This window comes from Pseudomonas fluorescens (genome assembly GCF_005938625.1).
Lineage (GTDB): Bacteria > Pseudomonadota > Gammaproteobacteria > Pseudomonadales > Pseudomonadaceae > Aquipseudomonas > Aquipseudomonas fluorescens_BD.
The window spans coordinates 103,154-120,601 of the sequence record NZ_VCNJ01000023.1; the positions used below are offsets into that span (position 1 = coordinate 103,154).

18 protein-coding genes are annotated in these 17,448 nt (G+C 58.5%); 9 read left to right on the forward strand and 9 right to left on the reverse strand.

Annotated features, from left to right (window positions below; translation table 11 throughout):
* Nucleotides 1-84: 84 nt before the first annotated feature.
* The 6 genes from FGA82_RS15050 to FGA82_RS15075 form a co-directional block, all read right to left on the reverse strand.
* Complete coding sequence (locus FGA82_RS15050) at nucleotides 85-447, reverse strand: DUF6124 family protein (protein ID WP_016982978.1); 363 nt, start codon at nucleotides 445-447, stop codon at nucleotides 85-87.
* Between the two features lie 575 nt (nucleotides 448-1,022).
* Complete coding sequence (gene dapF, locus FGA82_RS15055) at nucleotides 1,023-1,841, reverse strand: diaminopimelate epimerase (RefSeq protein ID WP_141127669.1); 819 nt, start codon at nucleotides 1,839-1,841, stop codon at nucleotides 1,023-1,025.
* Nucleotides 1,822-2,325 carry a GNAT family N-acetyltransferase gene (locus FGA82_RS15060; protein WP_141127670.1) on the reverse strand — a complete coding sequence of 168 codons (504 nt, stop codon included), beginning with the start codon at nucleotides 2,323-2,325 and terminating at the stop codon, nucleotides 1,822-1,824. Before FGA82_RS15060 ends, dapF begins: the two co-directional genes overlap by 20 nt.
* 13 nt (nucleotides 2,326-2,338) lie before the next feature.
* A complete protein-coding gene (locus FGA82_RS15065; RefSeq protein WP_141127671.1) occupies nucleotides 2,339-2,551 on the reverse strand; it encodes a DUF4287 domain-containing protein in 213 nt (70 codons plus the stop codon).
* Entirely contained in the window at nucleotides 2,548-3,291 is a 744-nt protein-coding gene (locus tag FGA82_RS15070) for a hypothetical protein (RefSeq protein ID WP_141127672.1), read from the reverse strand. The genes FGA82_RS15065 and FGA82_RS15070 overlap by 4 nt, the downstream gene beginning before the upstream one ends.
* A 141-nt stretch (nucleotides 3,292-3,432) precedes the next feature.
* Entirely contained in the window at nucleotides 3,433-4,332 is a 900-nt protein-coding gene (locus FGA82_RS15075) for a LysR family transcriptional regulator (RefSeq protein ID WP_141127673.1), read from the reverse strand.
* 133 nt (nucleotides 4,333-4,465) lie between these two features.
* On the opposite strand from FGA82_RS15075, the gene FGA82_RS15080 reads away from it, so the two are divergent.
* From FGA82_RS15080 to FGA82_RS15090, 3 genes are all read left to right on the forward strand, one after another.
* Nucleotides 4,466-6,112: a GMC family oxidoreductase gene (locus FGA82_RS15080; protein WP_141127674.1), complete on the forward strand. Its 1,647-nt coding sequence runs from the start codon at nucleotides 4,466-4,468 to the stop codon at nucleotides 6,110-6,112.
* 170 nt (nucleotides 6,113-6,282) lie between these two features.
* Nucleotides 6,283-7,905 carry an MFS transporter gene (locus FGA82_RS15085; protein WP_141127675.1) on the forward strand — a complete coding sequence of 541 codons (1,623 nt, stop codon included), beginning with the start codon at nucleotides 6,283-6,285 and terminating at the stop codon, nucleotides 7,903-7,905.
* Between the two features lie 154 nt (nucleotides 7,906-8,059).
* Nucleotides 8,060-8,668: a hypothetical protein gene (locus tag FGA82_RS15090; RefSeq protein WP_141127676.1), complete on the forward strand. Its 609-nt coding sequence runs from the start codon at nucleotides 8,060-8,062 to the stop codon at nucleotides 8,666-8,668.
* A gap of 37 nt (nucleotides 8,669-8,705) precedes the next feature.
* Here the strand turns inward: FGA82_RS15090 and FGA82_RS15095 are convergent, their stop codons facing one another.
* Together FGA82_RS15095 and FGA82_RS15100 are read right to left on the reverse strand one after the other, a co-directional pair.
* Nucleotides 8,706-9,071, reverse strand: a complete 366-nt coding sequence (locus FGA82_RS15095) for a DUF427 domain-containing protein (RefSeq protein ID WP_141127677.1) — start codon at nucleotides 9,069-9,071, stop codon at nucleotides 8,706-8,708.
* A gap of 420 nt (nucleotides 9,072-9,491) precedes the next feature.
* On the reverse strand, nucleotides 9,492-10,898 hold the full coding sequence (locus FGA82_RS15100; RefSeq protein WP_141127678.1) for a serralysin family metalloprotease: 1,407 nt from the start codon (nucleotides 10,896-10,898) through the stop codon (nucleotides 9,492-9,494).
* A 278-nt stretch (nucleotides 10,899-11,176) separates the two neighbouring features.
* Between FGA82_RS15100 and FGA82_RS15105 the strand changes: the two genes are divergently transcribed.
* From FGA82_RS15105 to FGA82_RS15115, 3 genes are all read left to right on the forward strand, one after another.
* Entirely contained in the window at nucleotides 11,177-13,120 is a 1,944-nt protein-coding gene (locus FGA82_RS15105) for a DNA topoisomerase III (RefSeq protein ID WP_141127679.1), read from the forward strand.
* Between the two features lie 48 nt (nucleotides 13,121-13,168).
* Nucleotides 13,169-13,672 carry a GNAT family N-acetyltransferase gene (locus tag FGA82_RS15110; RefSeq protein ID WP_141127680.1) on the forward strand — a complete coding sequence of 168 codons (504 nt, stop codon included), beginning with the start codon at nucleotides 13,169-13,171 and terminating at the stop codon, nucleotides 13,670-13,672.
* 510 nt (nucleotides 13,673-14,182) lie between these two features.
* Nucleotides 14,183-14,512: a hypothetical protein gene (locus FGA82_RS15115; RefSeq protein WP_095120291.1), complete on the forward strand. Its 330-nt coding sequence runs from the start codon at nucleotides 14,183-14,185 to the stop codon at nucleotides 14,510-14,512.
* Between the two features lie 348 nt (nucleotides 14,513-14,860).
* On the opposite strand, the gene cynR is transcribed toward FGA82_RS15115, so the two are convergent.
* A complete protein-coding gene (gene cynR, locus FGA82_RS15120; RefSeq protein WP_141127681.1) occupies nucleotides 14,861-15,748 on the reverse strand; it encodes a transcriptional regulator CynR in 888 nt (295 codons plus the stop codon).
* 120 nt (nucleotides 15,749-15,868) lie between these two features.
* On the opposite strand from cynR, the gene cynS reads away from it, so the two are divergent.
* The 3 genes from cynS (at nucleotide 15,869) to FGA82_RS15135 (ending at nucleotide 17,326) form a co-directional block, all read left to right on the forward strand.
* Nucleotides 15,869-16,336 (forward strand): cyanase, encoded by a 468-nt coding sequence (gene cynS, locus FGA82_RS15125; RefSeq protein WP_016982959.1) that lies wholly within the window; start codon nucleotides 15,869-15,871, stop codon nucleotides 16,334-16,336.
* A gap of 81 nt (nucleotides 16,337-16,417) precedes the next feature.
* Nucleotides 16,418-16,654 carry a DUF2790 domain-containing protein gene (locus FGA82_RS15130; RefSeq protein ID WP_141127682.1) on the forward strand — a complete coding sequence of 79 codons (237 nt, stop codon included), beginning with the start codon at nucleotides 16,418-16,420 and terminating at the stop codon, nucleotides 16,652-16,654.
* A 12-nt stretch (nucleotides 16,655-16,666) separates the two neighbouring features.
* Nucleotides 16,667-17,326, forward strand: a complete 660-nt coding sequence (locus FGA82_RS15135; RefSeq protein ID WP_141127683.1) for a carbonic anhydrase — start codon at nucleotides 16,667-16,669, stop codon at nucleotides 17,324-17,326.
* The last annotated feature ends 122 nt before the right edge of the window (nucleotides 17,327-17,448 follow it).

The following is a 17,448-nucleotide window of genomic DNA, read 5'->3' on the forward strand; positions in this document are numbered from 1 at the left end:
GGGGGGCGCAAGCCGTGGCCGTGTGCCAGCCAGGGTGTGACAACGGGGTTCGACGAGGGTTTCCCCTCGTCGGGGTGGGATTGGTTAGCTAGCGATTTCGACGTTATCCAGCGCTTGGTTGACGGCGATTTCGCCGAGCATCACCACCTGGGCGATGCCCAGTGCGGTTTTGCGGTGCGGGGTGTCGAGCATGGCGGCGAAGTTGAGGAGCATTTCGCTGGCGGAGCCGAGGGTTTCGCTGGCGTTGGCGAGCAGGGATTCGCTGTTGTACTTCGGGTTGGCGAGGTACATGCGTTCGGGTTGTTGGGTGCTGGCCATGATTTGGCTGGCGGGTTTGAGGTAGTGGTCGAGGGCGCGTTCGGCGGCTTCGTGGAATCGCTTGGAATCGGGGGATTCGTAGGGGGATGTTGGGTCGGTTTCGGGTGGGTTGGGTGTTGGTTTGATCATTGATGAAGCTCCTACGTCAAAAAAAGGAGCCATCACTCTCGCTACCAAACGAGGGTGGCGGCCATGCGCAGGTTGGTAGACCGGGACGTAGAAAACCGGCGCGCCCGAAGACGCCCTGTGCATGACCACCATAAAAGCCGTGTCGAACAGACACTGCGAATGATGATGCTTATGCAATCTACGAAAACTCAGGGCTACCAAACCCGATCACTGTTTTTCAGCGACCGACAGACGATAGAACCCGCGCCCTAGACGCACAAGCCGGCGGATTCTGGCTTAGTCGTAGGTAACGGCGCAAGGCGTTGTAGGGTTTCGGTGGTTACTTGAGGCTTCGTTTAAACAGTGGTGGTTTTTACTGTTTATTTCGGTCAGTGGTTGATGGGGTGACTGGGTGGGTGTCTTCGCGAGCAAGCTCGCTCCCACAGGGGATATGTGGTGGGTTTGGGGTTTGCGGTGACTGGGCTGGCGTCTTCGCTAGCAGGCTAGCTCCCACAGGGTTATGTGGTTGGATTGGGATTTGCGGTGGCTGGGCTGGCGCTATCGCGAGCAGGCTCACTCCTACAGGGGGATCGTGGTCACTTGAGGTCGAGTTGGGTGTCTGGGAGGGTGCCGGAGAAAGTGGCTTCCACCGGGCCGCTCAGGGTTACGGAGCCTGAGCCATTCCAGTGGACGGTGACGGGGCCGCCGTCGCATTCGACGTTGACGGTGTGGTCGAGCAGGCCTCGGCGGATGCCGTTGACGGCCGCGCCACATGAGCATGAGCCGGAGCCGAGCGGGATGGCACCGTTGCGCTCCCAGATGCGCAGGCGGATGTGTTGGCGGTCGATGATCTGCACGAAGTGGACGTTGGTTTTGTGCGGAAACAATGGGTGGATTTCTAGACTCGGGCCGAGGGCGGTGATGTCGACGGTGCTGAGGTCGTCGACGAAATAGGTGCAGTGCGGATTGCCCATGTTGCAGGCGGTTGGGGCGCCGGCGAGCGGTAGAAAAAGCGTGTCGTGTTCTTGCGCCAGAGGGATGTCTTGCCAGTCGAACAACGGTTCGCCCATGTCGACGGCGATCAATCCGCTGGGCGTGCGTTCGCAGGTGAGCAAGCCACGGTTTGTGCGCAGGGTGATCGATGTTCGGCTGGCTTCGCGCATCAACCTGTCCGCCACGCCACGGGTGGCGCTGCCGCACACGTCGAGCGCTGAGCCATCGGCGTTCCAGAACTCCACGCGCGCATCGGCGTCTGCGCAATCAAGGACCACGGCGAGCTGGTTGAAACCGATGCCGCGATGGCGATCACCCAGACGCCGGGCGAGTTGGCCGGTGATGGGGTTGGCAATGTTGCGTGAGTCGATCACGACGAAGTCATCGCCGTTGGCGTGCATCTTATGGAAGGTGAGTGGCATTCGCTGCGCCTCTGCTGCGCGTCATGTTGATCAGCGCTGAACGTTTGCCACCCGGTGCCGGGCGCTCTTCGATGGAGTACGGCACGAAACCAAGTTTCGGGTAGAGCAGCAGGCCTGCGGTGTTTTCATTGAAGCAAGACAGTTGCACTTCCTTGGCCTGGTATTTTTCGAAGCCCAGCGCGGTCATGGTCTCGACGATGTACCGCGCAACACCCTGGCCACGAGCGTATGGCGCGACGATGACGTTGCCGATGGAGCAGATGCCATCGTGCTCAGCGCGGTAGAAATTGGCGAAGCCGACGAACTCGCCGTTGGCCAGAAAAGCCGTGGAGTCGAAGCGTTGGCTGATTGCGCTGTGCATCTGTTCTTCCGTCAGCGGGAAGTTGGCTTTCGGGAACATGAAGAACAGTTCTTGTTCACCTTGGGGAAAGCTGCAGAGGGTGTTGACGTCGTCCGCCGTCACTGGCCGGTGGGAGAAATTCATCGCTGCCCTGCCCTCACTTTTTACCCGCCAGATGATGCGCAACCAGGGCGTTGGCATGGCCGTGGCCCATGCCGTGCTCGTCTTTAAGCATGGCAACCAGTTCCATGTGTTTCTTGTCGGTAATGCCGGCAAGCAGGTTTAGCCAGTGATCGATGGGCTGGCCGTACTTCTTTTCAATGGAGGGGAAGTAGGAGGCTGGGCCTTTTACTTTGTTGTCTTCGCTCATGCTGTTGGCTCCGTTTGCTTGCTCATCGATAAAACCGGCGAAGACTCCACCGGATTCAATTCTCGAACATCCTGAACCGCTTCTTCCAGATCATAGGCGGCCAGATCAACATAGCGTTTTATCCGCAGTCTTTGGTAGGGCGTGCTTTGAATGCCATCCCAGACAATCCAGTAAATAAACGAAACCGCGGCGACCAGAATGAGGATGACAGCACCCTTCCCTCCTAGAAAAAATGACGTCGCTTTGATCAGTTCAGTGGACAGCCCGACCATCAGAGCAAATAGCGAAACGAAGCCCAGATTTTGTGAAAGAGCAGGTTTGGCCGGCGCGACGGTCAGGTCGGAATAAGCCGACAGCTCCCGCAGTTTGGCGGCTGTGTAGCCGTCATCCTTCACAATCTGCAAAAAGAACGCGTAGCAAAGAATGTTCTCTTGCTCGACCCAGGGTTGCTGGTCAATGGCATGTTCCGCGAACTGCGTTGGATAAACCCTGCGAATGGCATTGAGTCGAGTGAAGAACAGTCCGCCCGCCCACACGGCAAGACAGACATAAGAGATCGGAACGAATATCGGGTATTTGATACCGAGAGCGGACAAAGCAATGAGCGGCAACGTGGTCGCAGCGGACGTCCACATCGGCCATAACCGGCGCGCATTCTTCCATGTGAACAGCAATTTGTTAGGCTGTCGGCGGCTGCGCTTGTACAACGCCGTCAAATCCACCCATTCCTTGAATTTCATAACCAACACTTCCTTGAGTTTGCTCGTGACACGGTGATGCGCCGATATCCTATGTGATTAGGTCAGCATTTGCAGCCGGCCATGTAACGCACGGATATCCGTATTTCAATCAATCCCGAATGTGCCACTCCTACAAGGGATCTACGGTTGGCAGGTCTGGCCGCGCAGCAACCCCTGCTCCGCCTCACACAACCCCACCACATAATCCCAGACCACCCGCAGCCGCACCGACTTGTGCAACTCGCGCCGCGTGCTGATCCAGTAACTGCGCTCGATGCTTTCATCCGGCAGCAACGGCACCAGATCGGGATCCGACTCGGCCATGTAGCAAGGCAACACCGCAATGCCCAATCCCGACCGCGCCGCTTCCTGCTGAGCAATGACGCTGGTGCTATGGAACACAACCCGAGGGCTGCGGCAGAAACTATTGAGAAACATCAGTTCCTGGCTGAACAGCAAATCATACACATAACCGATCCACGCATGCCGCCCGAGGTCTTCGCGGCTTTGCAATGGCGGGGCTTTATCGAGATAGCGTTGGCTGGCGTACAACGCGAGTCGATAGTCGGTGAGTTTGCGCGTGACGAGCATGTCCGCCGCCGGGCGCTCGAGATGAATGCTGATTTCCGCTTCTCGGTTGAGGATGCTGACAAAGCGCGGCACGGCGACCAGTTCCACTTCCAATCCCGGATAGCGCTCGAACAAGCCGATCATGCGGCTGGCGAGAAACTTGATGCCCAGCCCTTCGGTGACGCCGACACGAATCTTGCCCAGCGGCGCGGTGGATTGGGTGATCTCTTCCTGGGCCAGCAACGCCACGTTTTCCATCGCCTCAGCATGCTTAAGCAACGCCTCCCCCGCCGGGGTCATTTCGTAGCCTTGCGCATGCTGGACAAACAGCGCGGTGCCGAGGCTTTTTTCGATGGCTTCGATATGGCGGGCGACGGTGGCGTGGGTGGTGTTGAGACGGCGGGCGGCGGTGAGCAGGCGGCCGCTGCGTTGCAGTTCGAGAAAAAACCGCAGGTCGTTCCAGTCGAACATGGCGTGTCCTTGTCGGCTATGGTCTATCCAGGCTGTTTGAAAACGCACAGCGGCTGCGCAAAAACTAACATTCTTTTGACGAAAGCTAACAACTAGAGTGTCCGACAATAAAAACAAAAAGCGAGGTCAGGGAATGCAGACTTCCCTCGATGAATACGACTACATCGTGGTTGGCGCCGGCCCTGCCGGGTGCTTGCTGGCCAATCGACTGTCGGCGGATCCGCAGCAGCGCGTGCTGTTGCTCGAAGCCGGCGGGCGCGACAACTATGCGTGGATTCACATTCCTGTCGGTTACCTGTTCTGCATCGGTAACCCGCGCACCGACTGGTGCTTCAAGACCGAAGAACAACCAGGCCTCAACGGCCGCGCGCTGAGTTATCCGCGCGGCAAAGTGTTGGGCGGTTGTTCGTCCATCAACGGCATGATCTACATGCGTGGCCAGGCTAACGACTACGATGGCTGGGCGGCCGAGGACAATCCGGGCTGGGCGTGGAATGACGTGCTGCCGCTGTTCAAACAAAGCGAAAACCATTTTGCCGGTGCGGCTGAATTTCACGGCGCCAAGGGTGAATGGCGGGTCGAACAACAGCGTCTGTCCTGGCCGATTCTGGATGCCTTTCGCAGTGCCGCCGAGCAGAGTGGCATCGCCAGCATTGATGACTTCAATCAGGGCGACAACGAGGGTTGCGGTTACTTCCAGGTCAATCAGAAAGCCGGGGTGCGCTGGAACGCGGCGAAGGCGTTTTTGAAACCGGTGCGTGACCGGACGAATCTGACGGTACTGACCGGGGTTGAGGTGGATCGGGTGTTGCTGGAGGGCGGTCGCGCTTCAAAAGTCAGCGCGCGTCATGAAGGTCAGACCAAGCAATTCAAGGCGCGCAAAGAGATCGTCCTGTGCGCTGGCGCGGTTGGATCACCAAGCATTCTGCAGCGCTCCGGGATTGGTCCGCGGCCATTGCTCGAACGCTTGGGCATCGGTGTGATTCATGAGCTGCCGGGCGTCGGCGGCAACCTGCAGGATCACCTGCAACTGCGCCTGATCTACAAGCTGGAAAATGCCCGTACGCTGAACCAGATCGCCGGCAGCGTGTGGGGCAAGATGGGCATGGGCCTGCGTTATTTGTATGACCGCAGCGGGCCGCTGTCGATGGCGCCGAGTCAGTTGGGCGCGTTTGCGCGTTCGGGGCCGGAGCAGACCTCGGCGAACCTGGAATATCACGTGCAACCTCTGTCGCTGGAGCGTTTTGGCGAGCCGCTGCACAGCTTCCCGGCGTTTACCGCTTCGGTGTGCGATCTGCGTCCGCAGAGTCGTGGTCGCATCGACATTCGTTCGGCGGATCCACAGGAAGCGCCGCTGATTCAGCCCAACTATCTCAGTCATCCCGAGGATCTGCGCGTCGCGGCGGATGCGATTCGCCTGACCCGCCGCATCGTCAGCGCCCCTGCCCTGCGCGCGTTCAAACCGGTGGAGTATCTGCCCGGCGCCAACCTGGAAAGTGAGGAAGAGTTACAAGAAGCAGCAGCGAAAATCGGCACGACAATTTTCCACCCGGCCGGCACCTGCCGCATGGGCAATGACGCTGAGGCGGTGGTCGACGCACAGCTGCGCGTACACGGCGTGCCAGGTTTACGCATCGCTGATGCGTCGATCATGCCGCGCATCACCTCGGGCAACACCTGTTCGCCTACGCTGATGATTGCCGAGAAGGCTGCACAACTGATCCTCAACCCCAACACCAGGAGCAGCACCCCGAAATTGGAGCTGGCCCAAACCCTGTAGGAGCTGCCGAAGGCTGCGATCTTTTGACTTTGGATTTTCCAGATCAAAAGCAAGATCAAAAGATCGCAGCCTGCGGCAGCTCCTACAAGGGGCCGCGTTTGATTCAAGGCATCACCCGGACACGCAACACCAGTGGAACAACAAAAACAATCACTGTGAGGGATACCGATATGTCAGAACACGTTCAGCCGCTGGACGCCGTGCGCGGCGCGGAGACCAGCCCGGATACACGCAAAGTCATCTTCGCCTCATCACTGGGGACGGTGTTCGAGTGGTATGACTTCTTCCTCTACGGCGCCCTCGCGGCGGTGATCAGCAAGCAGTTTTTCGCCGGGGTCAACGACACCACGGCGTTCATCTTTGCGCTGATGGCCTTCGCCGCTGGCTTTATCGTGCGGCCGTTCGGGGCGCTGGTGTTCGGTCGGTTGGGGGACATGATCGGGCGCAAATACACCTTTCTCGCGACGATCATTCTGATGGGCGTGGCGACGTTCTGCGTCGGCCTGCTGCCGACCTACGCCAGCATCGGCATCGCCGCGCCGATCATTCTGGTGGTGCTGCGCATGCTTCAGGGCCTGGCGCTGGGCGGTGAATACGGCGGCGCGGCCACCTATGTGGCGGAGCATGCGCCGATTGGCAAACGCGGCTTCCATACCAGTTGGATTCAGTCGACCGCGACCCTCGGCTTGCTGCTGTCGCTATTGGTGGTGCTCGGTTGCCGCTACTTCACTGGCGATCAGTTTGAAGTCTGGGGCTGGCGCATTCCGTTCCTGCTGTCGATCGTGCTGCTGGGCATTTCCACCTGGATCCGCCTGAGCCTGCACGAGTCGCCGGCGTACCTGAAAATGAAAGAGGAAGGCAAAACCTCGAAAGCGCCGATCCGCGAATCCTTCGGCAAATGGGAAAACCTCAAAGTCGTGCTGATCGCCCTGTTCAGCATCAACGCCGGGCAAGCGGTGACCTTCTACGCGGCGCAGTTCTACGTGCTGTTCTTCCTCACCCAGTTCCTGAAAATGGACCCGGCGGTGGCCAACACCTTGCTGATCATCAGCGTGGTGATCGGCGCACCGTTCTTCATCTTTTTCGGCTGGCTATCGGACAAGGTCGGGCGTAAACCGGTGCTGATGCTGGGCCTGTTACTGGCCACGGCGCTGTACTTCCCGATCTTCAAATCGCTGGCGCACTATGCGAACCCGGCGATCGATCAGGCCAGCCGTCAGGCGCCGATCACCGTGCTGGCAGATCCGGCGACCTGCACCTTCCAGTTCGACCCAGTGGGCAAAGCCAAATTCGACAGCCCGTGCGACAAGGTCAAAACCTTCCTGGTCAAGCAAGGCCTGCCCTACTCCAGCGCCGCCGCCCCGGCTGGCAGCGCCGTGCAAGTGAGCGTCGGCGACGTCAAACTCGATGGCTTCGATGAAGCCGCCCTGCGTGGCGCGATCACTCTGGCCGGCTACCCGCAACAGGCCGATCTGCAGCAAATCAACAAACCGATGATCGTTGCCCTGATCGTGGCGCTGATCATCATCTCGGCCATGTGCTACGGCCCGTTGGCGGCGCTGATGGTCGAACTGTTCCCGACGCGCATTCGCTACACCTCGATGTCGCTGCCGTACCACATCGGCAACGGCTGGTTTGGCGGGTTCCTGCCGACGGTGTCGTTTGCGCTGGTGGTGTACACCGGGGACATCTTTTATGGGCTGTGGTATCCGGTGCTGATTACCGGGGTGAGCCTGGTGGTGGGGATGATCTGTTTGCGTGAGACGAAGAATATCGATCTCGACAAGAACTGATGCGTTAACAAAGCCGCTTCAGGCTGGCCCTGAAGCGGCTTTTTGCCGCCTGGAATTTGCCTCTGCTGAAGTAATGGCGTATCAGTGGCCATCCATTGCAGGCATCAAGCCTCCAATTCATTAACGTCGTCAAATGACAAGGATCATCATCTCGATGAACGATCAATATGTATGCATTACCTGCCCGACCCTGCAGCCGCTCGAACCGGTTTTAAAAAGCTGGATAGCCTGCACCCTACGCTACATTGACGTCTGGGATGGCGATGATCTGCCTTACTGGTACAACGAGCAGGCGAACGTCAGCATTCTCGCTGGCGCTGCCTGGAAAGCCGACTGGACAGCCATCGAGGAATACCAGATCAGCAAAATCGCGACAGAGGCAAGTGAGCAGGCAGCCTCGATCGGTCGCAATGATTTGTACATTGCCAATGAGCAGGTTGGGTTTTGCATAGAAGCAAAAGTGGCTTACGTAGATATCAACGGACAGGAAAAAGCCAAAAATCATATCGCTGCCAGACGTGATCAAGCGAAAGGCGACGCAAAGCGAGTCGATTACCACGATCCGCGTTTGGGCGCGGTGTTCGTTGCACCTTATTCGGTAAGTGCAGAGGCCAGTGACGAACAGATCGAAGCCTTTCAGCAAGAGTTGCTCAAGTTGGACTTTCAGGCTTTGGCATGGGTGACACCTTCACAAGCCCAAAAAACCCGTAGCCACGACAATCGCTACTACCCGATGGTCGCTCTGTTGCTGATGACGGTTTGAACTGAATGTGCGGCCCTCCACTGAGGGCCTGTACCACTCACTCCGCCTTGATCACCTCAAACTTCACCTGATCCGGATAAAACGCCACGTAATCACGGATCGGTGCCACTGACACTTTCGGATTTTCGTAAGTCCACACTGCGTTCGCCCCCTCATGTCCCGGCACCTGCAAGCTGAAGTAATTGGCGTCGCCCTTGTACGGGCAATAACTGGTGTGATCGGTGCGGGCGAAATACTTTTCGTCGATGTCTTCGCGAGGGATGTAATAGACGGGCGGGTAATTGGCTTCGTTGAGGATCAGTACGTGGGAGGACGCGGCGACCTGGATGCCGTGGAATTTAACTATCAGGCAGCCGGGAAGTTGTTCGAGGGCAATGACGGGACTGGGGCCGGAGGATTTCATGGGGTTCTCCTGAATACGGCGAAGAGACCGGTTCAGGTATAGCGCATTGGTTCTGGTTGGGGTGGTTTTATAGCCGAACGGCCAATCAACTTCAAAAGCCCCTCACCCTAGCCCTCTCCCGGAGGGAGAGGGAGCCTACGGTGGTGTCTTTCGTTCTACATCGACCTGAAAGTCCTGCTTCGATTTTGGATTCGGCAAAGCGCTATCAGGTCGATGTACTTCTGTAGCATCCCCAATCGGTCCCGTCTACCTCTGGGAGAGGGAACCAATTGGGGGATATTGGCGAGATTCACCGACTTGAACGATTGGCTCTGAATCCATAATCGACTCGACTTTTCAGGTCGATGGATTTCGCCAGACAACCCGGTCAGTCCCCTCTCCCTCGGGGAGAGGGTTAGGGTGAGGGCCGCTATTCAGGCATCACGCAACGATATCAGTCGCCACCGCTTGCCCCACCACACCCACGGCAAAGTCCACCGCCCCCTGCCCCGTCAGGTCAACCATCAGGCTGGTCTGATTGGTCTGCGCGAAGTAAGTCAGGATCGCATCGCCCGCATGCCCGGTGAAGCCGCTGACAAAGTTCAGCGACGCCGCGCCCGTGGCGAAACCGGCGATCCCCGACAGATCGATCTTGTCCAGGCCGCTGGTGAAATCCATGATCCAGTCCGGCGCGGTCATGGTCGAATCACTGGCAGCACCGAACACGAAAGTGTCTGCACCTGCACCGCCCCACAAAGTATCGCCACCGCCACCACCGTAGAGGATGTCATTACCGGCCCCGCCGGCCAGTTCATTGGCAACGGCGTTGCCGATCAACAGGTCATCGCCTGAACCGCCGATGGCGTTTTCCACGGTCACGCCATAAGCGATGGACACGTTACCGACCAGACCACCAACATCGGAGAACGAGCCTTCATTGAGGTTAATCTTCTGGTTCTGGCTGAAGCCGGAGAAATCTAGGGTGTCATTACCGCCGCCATCCCACACCGAGAACACCACTTTCGACGACGCCGAAGAAGCGCTGTAGAAATCGCGCTCGGCATTGGAGTTGAAACCGTAGGTGGTGTCATCGGCGCGGGTCGCGTAGTTGGCGCCATACAGCTTTTGCACCGCGACGATATCGTCCAGCAACGGTGCTGAGGCGTACGCGCCGCTGCCGTCTTTGCTGAAGTTCTGATCGGTGTTGGCTTCGCTCCAGTAGCTCATCAGGCTATAGCCGCGAGTGTCTTCGGCGTACTTGGCGTCGTTGTAGGTCGGGTTGCCATTACCAGCGTTGTACGCGCCCGGGTGCGACAAGCCGAGCGTATGACCGATCTCATGGGTCAGGGTCTGGCGCCCGTAGTTGTTGGTGTCCGGGGTTTTGTTGACCTGATATTGATCATTGATCAAGTACCACGACTGGCCGTCATAGCTGCCGCCGCTCGGCAGGTAAGCGAACGCAGCGCCACCGGTGCTGACATCGTAGTTACCGAAGGTCATGTGGCCATCGCCGCCCTTGCCTTCAGTGAAGGTGACGTTGGCGACATCAGCCCAGGATTGCATGGCCAGCACGGCCTGGGCCTTTTGCTGGGCGCTGAACTCGCTGAAGTTGCCCAGTTTGACGTTGTAGTTCGCCGGTTTCTCGGTCAGGAAGGTGTAACTGAGGTCGATCTTGCCGTCAGCGTTCTTGTCGCCCCACGACAGGCCTTTGCGCAGGATTTCGTCAGCGGCCTGGTCGGCGGTGAATGAGGGTTTGCCGTTGACCAGCCCGACGCCACGGTCATACAGGTTGCTGAAGGTATCGATTTCGTCGAAGGCGCTGCTGGTTTTCGATTTGGCTTGAGCCATGATGGACTTCCTTGTTTCTGAGTAGTCAGTGTCGACAGACCACGGCGATCTTCTGGCGAGATCGTCCTGTCACTCGCGTGTTTTGAATCGGCGAAAAACCTGACACACGCGCCAACCGGGCGCCAATCAATTTCTCGATAGCCCTGCCCGCGTCCCTGTATTGCCCGTCACCCGCTGCAATGCTTTTTATCTGTATATCCATACAGATAAAAGTTGCCCCTGACGCCAAGTCCGGCCATTCTGTGCACCTGTTCCGACCTTGATCGACGATGGTGGTTATGCGGCTGTACCTCTGTGAAAAACCCTCCCAGGCCAAAGATATTGCGGCCGTGCTCGGCGCCAGGCGTCGCGGCGACGGCTGCTGGCTGGGAACGGACGTCACGGTGACCTGGTGCATTGGCCATTTGCTCGAAACCGCCCCGCCGGATGCCTATGACGCCCGCTACAAGCGCTGGGTGCTGGCCGATCTGCCGATCATCCCGGACAAGTGGAAAATGACCGTCAAGCCGCGTACTGCAAGCCAGTACAAAGCGGTCAAACGCCTGCTCGGCGAGGCCAGCGAGCTGATCATCGCCACCGACGCCGACCGTGAGGGCGAAATGATCGCCCGGGAACTGGTTGAGCACTGTCGTTATCGCGGGCCGATCCGCCGCTTGTGGCTGTCGGCGCTGGACGAAGCTTCGATCCGCAAAGCCCTTGCCGCACTGAAACCGGGTGCCGAGACGTTCAGCCTGTATCACTCGGCGCTGGGCCGCTCGCGGGCGGACTGGCTGATCGGCATGAACATGAGCCGGCTGTTCACACTGCTCGGGCGACAATCGGGTTATCAAGGTGTGTTGCCGGTAGGCCGGGTTCAGACGCCGACCTTGCGGCTGGTGGTCGATCGCGACCGCAGCATCGCCGATTTCGTGCCGGTGCCGTTCTGGGCGATCGATGTCGATCTGCTGCACAACGGCATCCCGTTTACCGCGCAGTGGCGTGCGCCGTCGGATGCCTGTGACGATCAGGATCGCTGCCTGAATCAGGCGTTGGCCCAGCAAGCAGCGGCCGCCATCAACGGCGCTGCCAGTGCCCGGGTGGTCAAGCTGAAAACCGAGCGCATGCGTGAAGTGGCGCCCCTGCCCTTCGATCTCGGCACCTTGCAGGAAGTCTGCTCGAAGAAACTTGGCCTCGGCGCGCAGGAAACCCTCGACATTGCCCAAGCGCTCTATGAAACCTACAAGGTCATCACTTACCCGCGCAGTGATTGCGGCTACTTGCCGCTGAGCCAGCACAGCGAGGCACCGGGGATTCTTGCGGCATTGCGGCAGGCAGATCCGGGCCTTGAAGCGCTCAACGGTTTTCTGGAGCCGCAACGTAAATCCAGAGCCTGGAACGACGCCAAGGTCAGCGCTCACCACGGCATTATCCCTACCGCTGCTGCGAAGAATCTTGAACGCCTGAGCGGCAAGCATCGCTCGGTGTACACGCTGATCCGTGCACGCTATCTGGCGCAGTTTCTGCCCAATCACGAATACGATCGCACCCAAGCCGATTTCGATTGCGCCGGTGAGGCGTTGCGCACGGTCGGCAAGCAGATCATTGAACCGGGCTGGAAACGCGCATTGCCCGAGGCTCTGGCGCCGGCCAAGGGCCGCGAGGCACCTGCGCCACAAACCTTGCCGGTCCTGAGCCAAGGTGTCGAATGCGCCATCGCGTCGGTGAAACTCAAGGACCTGTGGACGCAACCGCCCAAGCCCTACACCGAAGGTGACCTGATCAAGGCGATGAAGAACGTCGCCAAACTGGTCGAGGATCCGCTGCTCAAACAGAAACTCAAGGACACCACCGGTATCGGCACCGAAGCCACCCGCGCGTCGATCATTCAGGGTTTGATTGACCGTGGCTATCTGGTAAAAAACGGCAAGGCCCTCGCCGCCACCCCGGCCGCGTTCAGCCTGATCGATGCGGTGCCGCGCGCGATTGCCGACCCCGGCACCACGGCGATCTGGGAGCAGGCACTGGACATGGTGCAAAGTGGCGAAATGAGCCTGGAAGAATTCGTCACCAAACAAGCGGCGTGGATGAGCAAACAGGTGACGCGCTGCTCCAGCCTCAGCCTGACCATCAGCGGCCCGCCCCCTGCCGGCAAAGCCTCGGCACCGTGGAAAAAGAAACGCAAATCGACCCGCAACAAATCCGCAGGCACCACCAAACGCACGGCGAAACCGGCGAGCAAATAAAACCCGCTAGTGTTTCTGCAAGGCTCATCACTTTCAGGATCCCGGCGCATGGCCAATATCGAACTGCACCCTGCTCAGCGCGATGAGCTGGAGATCATCGAAAACCTCATGCAGTTCTACATGTACGACTTCAGCGAATGGCTGCCGCTGAAGCTCGCTGATCATGGTTTCTTCTCCATCCAGCCAAAAATCGACTACTGGCGCCATCCGGCCACCCGACCGTTCCTGATTCGCGTCGACGGCGAACTGGCCGGGTTTGTGACCGTCGATGACGAAACCCATGTCGCCGGTACCGAACACAACATTGGCTATTTCTTCATCACCCGCCGCTTTCGTGGCCAAGGCGTCGCGCAGTTTGTCGTCTCTGCCCTCTTGAACCAGATCCCCGGTCAATGGCAGATTTTCCACATCGACGCCAACCTGCCGGCCCAGCGCTTCTGGGCCAGACTGATTCCGTTATTGAGCGACGGCCACTTCACCCTGGAGCAGCGCAAAGTAGACGGTTATCCATGCACCTTCTATGTGCTGCGCACGCCTTTTTCCGTTGCCTGAACGGATTCTTTCTCATTCCAAAACAGCTTTGTCCGACAATATGTAGTGAGCAAAAATAATCACTACAAAACCGTTGACGGCATCGTTTTGCTTTTGCATGATGAAGACGTTCTCCGATCGGGAACATCGGTAACACGCTTGAGCAAACTCGTCTGACCGCCGAGTTGTTTTTTCCGGATACACGCTGCCCACAAGGCAGATTGAAGAAGCTGACCTGGCCTGAACGTCCAGTACAAGGACGAGAAGCGCTGGCGAAAATTCTCAAGACGCTTGTGGTCGACACGGTAAATGTCGTCAAGGAGCCTCCCGGTTTTCGCTGCTTCTCCTCGTTGTGACGCTATTGCGTAGCAGTTATTCAACACGACTACATGCAACAGATGCACGACCCCGTACTTTCCACGGGCGAGCGCTGACGTCCTGGTTTCGGTGCCAGGGATCAACTAACCGATGGGCTACCTGTATTAGCGAATCAACTTTGAAAGATCACCAGACTGGTCAAGGGGCAATATCATGAATCTGAACAATCAACCTACTATCGAAGAACTGGCTCGTATGTTCGCTGCGCAAAAAGACAGCCATGACAGCCATATTCTGTGGATCAGCAAGTCGGGTCAGGTGCATATCGACTGCCTGGCGACCCATGCTGACGAAGACGAGTTCGACCGCAACCATCAGAACCTGCTGGCCCGCCTGAAGATGTACCGTCGCGGCCACGGTTATGTTGGCAAGAAGGCTGCGGCCGACAAGGACTTCATCGGGAATGTTCTGCAAACGCTGAAACAGGCGTGGGGTTCGATGCAGAATAAGAATGAAGTTCGGGTGATTGATCGGTTCTGCTGAGTTAGTCATTAAATAATTGAAAGGCCTGCTTCCTTAAAGGAAGCAGGCCTTTTTTTGTTCGCTTGCATTGATTTGGCGTGACTGGAATTGTAGCCCCTCACCCCAGCCCTCTCCCGAGGGAGAGCGAGCCGATTTGTGCTGCGCTCAAAATTTTAGTTCGGCTCAAAACTTTCAGGTCGACGTAAATTGCACAAACACCTCGGTCAGTCCCCTCTCCCTAGGGAGAGGGAGCCGATTTATGGTGCTTTCAGAACCTGAGTTCGACTCAGGTTTCTCAGGTCGGCGTAAATCGCACAAACACCTCGGTCAGTCCCCTCTCCCACTGGGCGGTCCGACGTTTCGGGAGGGTTAGGGTGAGGGGCTTCCCATGCCCAACACCAATTCCACAAACGCCACCGCCGCCGCACTGTGATAATTATTGCGCCGCCGCAACAACGCCGCCCCACGCTGCGGCGCATCACTCTCGACCCGCAACCTGCGCAACGCCCGATCCTCGGTGGCAATCGCTTCCGGCAACATGGTTGCTATCGGCGAATGACGCACCACTTCCAGCAACGTACTCACCGAATTCACCTCGATCCGCACCTGCGGCGTAATCCCGTGCTGCCGGAAATATTCATCCACCGATATCCGCGTAATGAAGTCCGGCGCCAACAAAGCGAAATCCAATGACGCGATATCTTCCGGCGTCAGCACCGAGTGGCTGTCATACAGCGGGTGCTCACGCCCAACCATGATCCCCAGCGTTTCGGTAAACGCCGGAATACACTCGATATCGACGTTACGCACCGGCGTAAACGCAATCGCAATATCCAGCGAGTCATCCGCCAGCCCCGCCTCGATGTCGTCCATCGACAGCTCGAAAATCTGCAAATGGATCCCCGGATACCGCGCGGCAAAGTCGCGCACCAACGGCCCGACCAGATAAGCCATGAACGTCGGTGTCATCGCCAGACGCAACGTCCCGCGAGACAAATCCTTAACGTCATGCAATGCGCGCCTGCCCGCCTCCAGCTCCACCAACACCCGCCGCGCGCATTCGATGTAGGCCTCGCCGGCGTCCGTCGGTTTGACCGTGCGCGAGGTGCGATCAAACAGGCTCACCCCCAGGGTTTCTTCCAGTTGGCGAATCTGCTGCGACAGGGTCGGCTGCGACACATGCAACGCCTCGGCGGCACGGGTGAAGCCGCCGTGATCGGCGACGGCCAGCAGATAACGCAAATGTCGCAGCAGCATGGGAACACCATCTATAGGAAGGGCTTATGCCAAGCATTGTATATCGGTCTTGGACGCTATGGGTCAATCGGCAGAAGATCAATCCCACACAGCAAGCCAACCCCTGAAAGGAGTGACACCATGCAACAGTCCCACGCCTACAACGACACCAGCCTGGCCCTGACCACCCGCGTTCTCGACGCCAAGGCACGCAAAGATCTGTCGTGGCAGGATCTTGCCGACGGCACCGGCCTGAGCCTGGCGTACGTCACCGCCGCCCTGCTCGGCCAACACCCGCTGCCGGAAAACGCCGCCCAAGTGGTCGGTGACAAGTTGGAGCTGAGCGCCGAAGACGTCGCGGCGATGCAGATCATCCCGCTGCGTGGCAGCCTCAGCGGTGTGCCGACAGACCCGACCATCTACCGCTTCCACGAGATGATCCAGATCTACGGCACCACCCTCAAAGCCCTGGTTCACGAGCAGTTCGGCGACGGCATCATCAGCGCGATCAACTTCAAACTCGACATCAAGAAAGTCGAAGACCCGGAAGGCGGCTCCCGCGCCGTGGTCACCCTCGACGGCAAGTTCCTGCCCCTGCGTCCGTTCTGATCGACATCGGCCCGTACCCCGCGTGCGGGCCAACCGACCTCAAATGGCTACCCGTCACCAAACATATCTGGAGGCTGCCCCATGCAAAAAATTCTGTTGATTCTGGCCCTGCTCGGCGGCTTTTCCGTCCAGACATTTGCCGCTGACGAGGCGGTCGCCTACCGCTACGGCATGCAACTGGATATCGCCCAAGTGCTGAGCATTACCCCGGTTGCCGATGTGTGTGGCGTGGTGCCGGTGGAGATGACGTATCTGGACAGCCACGGCGACAAACACATTCTTCAATACAGCGAATTCGGCAGCGGTTGCTCGAACTAAGAGGACAACACCATGAAAAACCTGATTGATGGCTTCCTGAAATTCCAGAGCGAAGCGTTCCCGCAACGCACCGAATTGTTCAAACACCTGGCGACCACGCAACAGCCCGGCACCTTGTTCATCACCTGTTCCGACAGCCGTGTCGTGCCGGAACTGCTGACCCAACAAGAACCCGGCGAGCTGTTCGTGATCCGCAACGCCGGCAATATCGTGCCGTCCTACAGTCCGCATCCGGGCGGGGTTTCGGCGACGGTTGAATATGCGGTGGCGGTGCTCGGGGTGACCGACATTGTGATCTGCGGGCATTCTGACTGCGGCGCGATGACCGCGATCGCGAAGTGCAAATGCATGGATCACTTACCTGCGGTCAGCGGCTGGCTGCAGCATGCCGAGTCGGCAAAAGTGGTTAACGAAGCGCGGCCACATGCCAATGACGCGGCGAAGTTGAGCTCGATGGTGCGCGAGAACGTGATCGCGCAATTGGCGAACATTCAGACCCACCCGAGCGTGCGTCTGGCTCAGGAGAAAGGCCTGCTGAATCTGCATGGTTGGGTGTATGACATCGAGACCGGTTCGATCGATGCTCTGGCCTCGGACCGCCGCACGTTTGTGCCGCTGGCCGAGCAACCGGCGACTTGCGCGATCCATGCACAAACCACCCACGCGGCCTGAGCAACTGATAGTTCCCACGCTCTGCGTGGGAATGCCTCAAGGGACGCTCTGCGTCCAGTGACGCGGAGCGTCACGGGCTGCGTTCCCACGCTGGAGCGTGGGAACGATCATTGTCCGCCAGA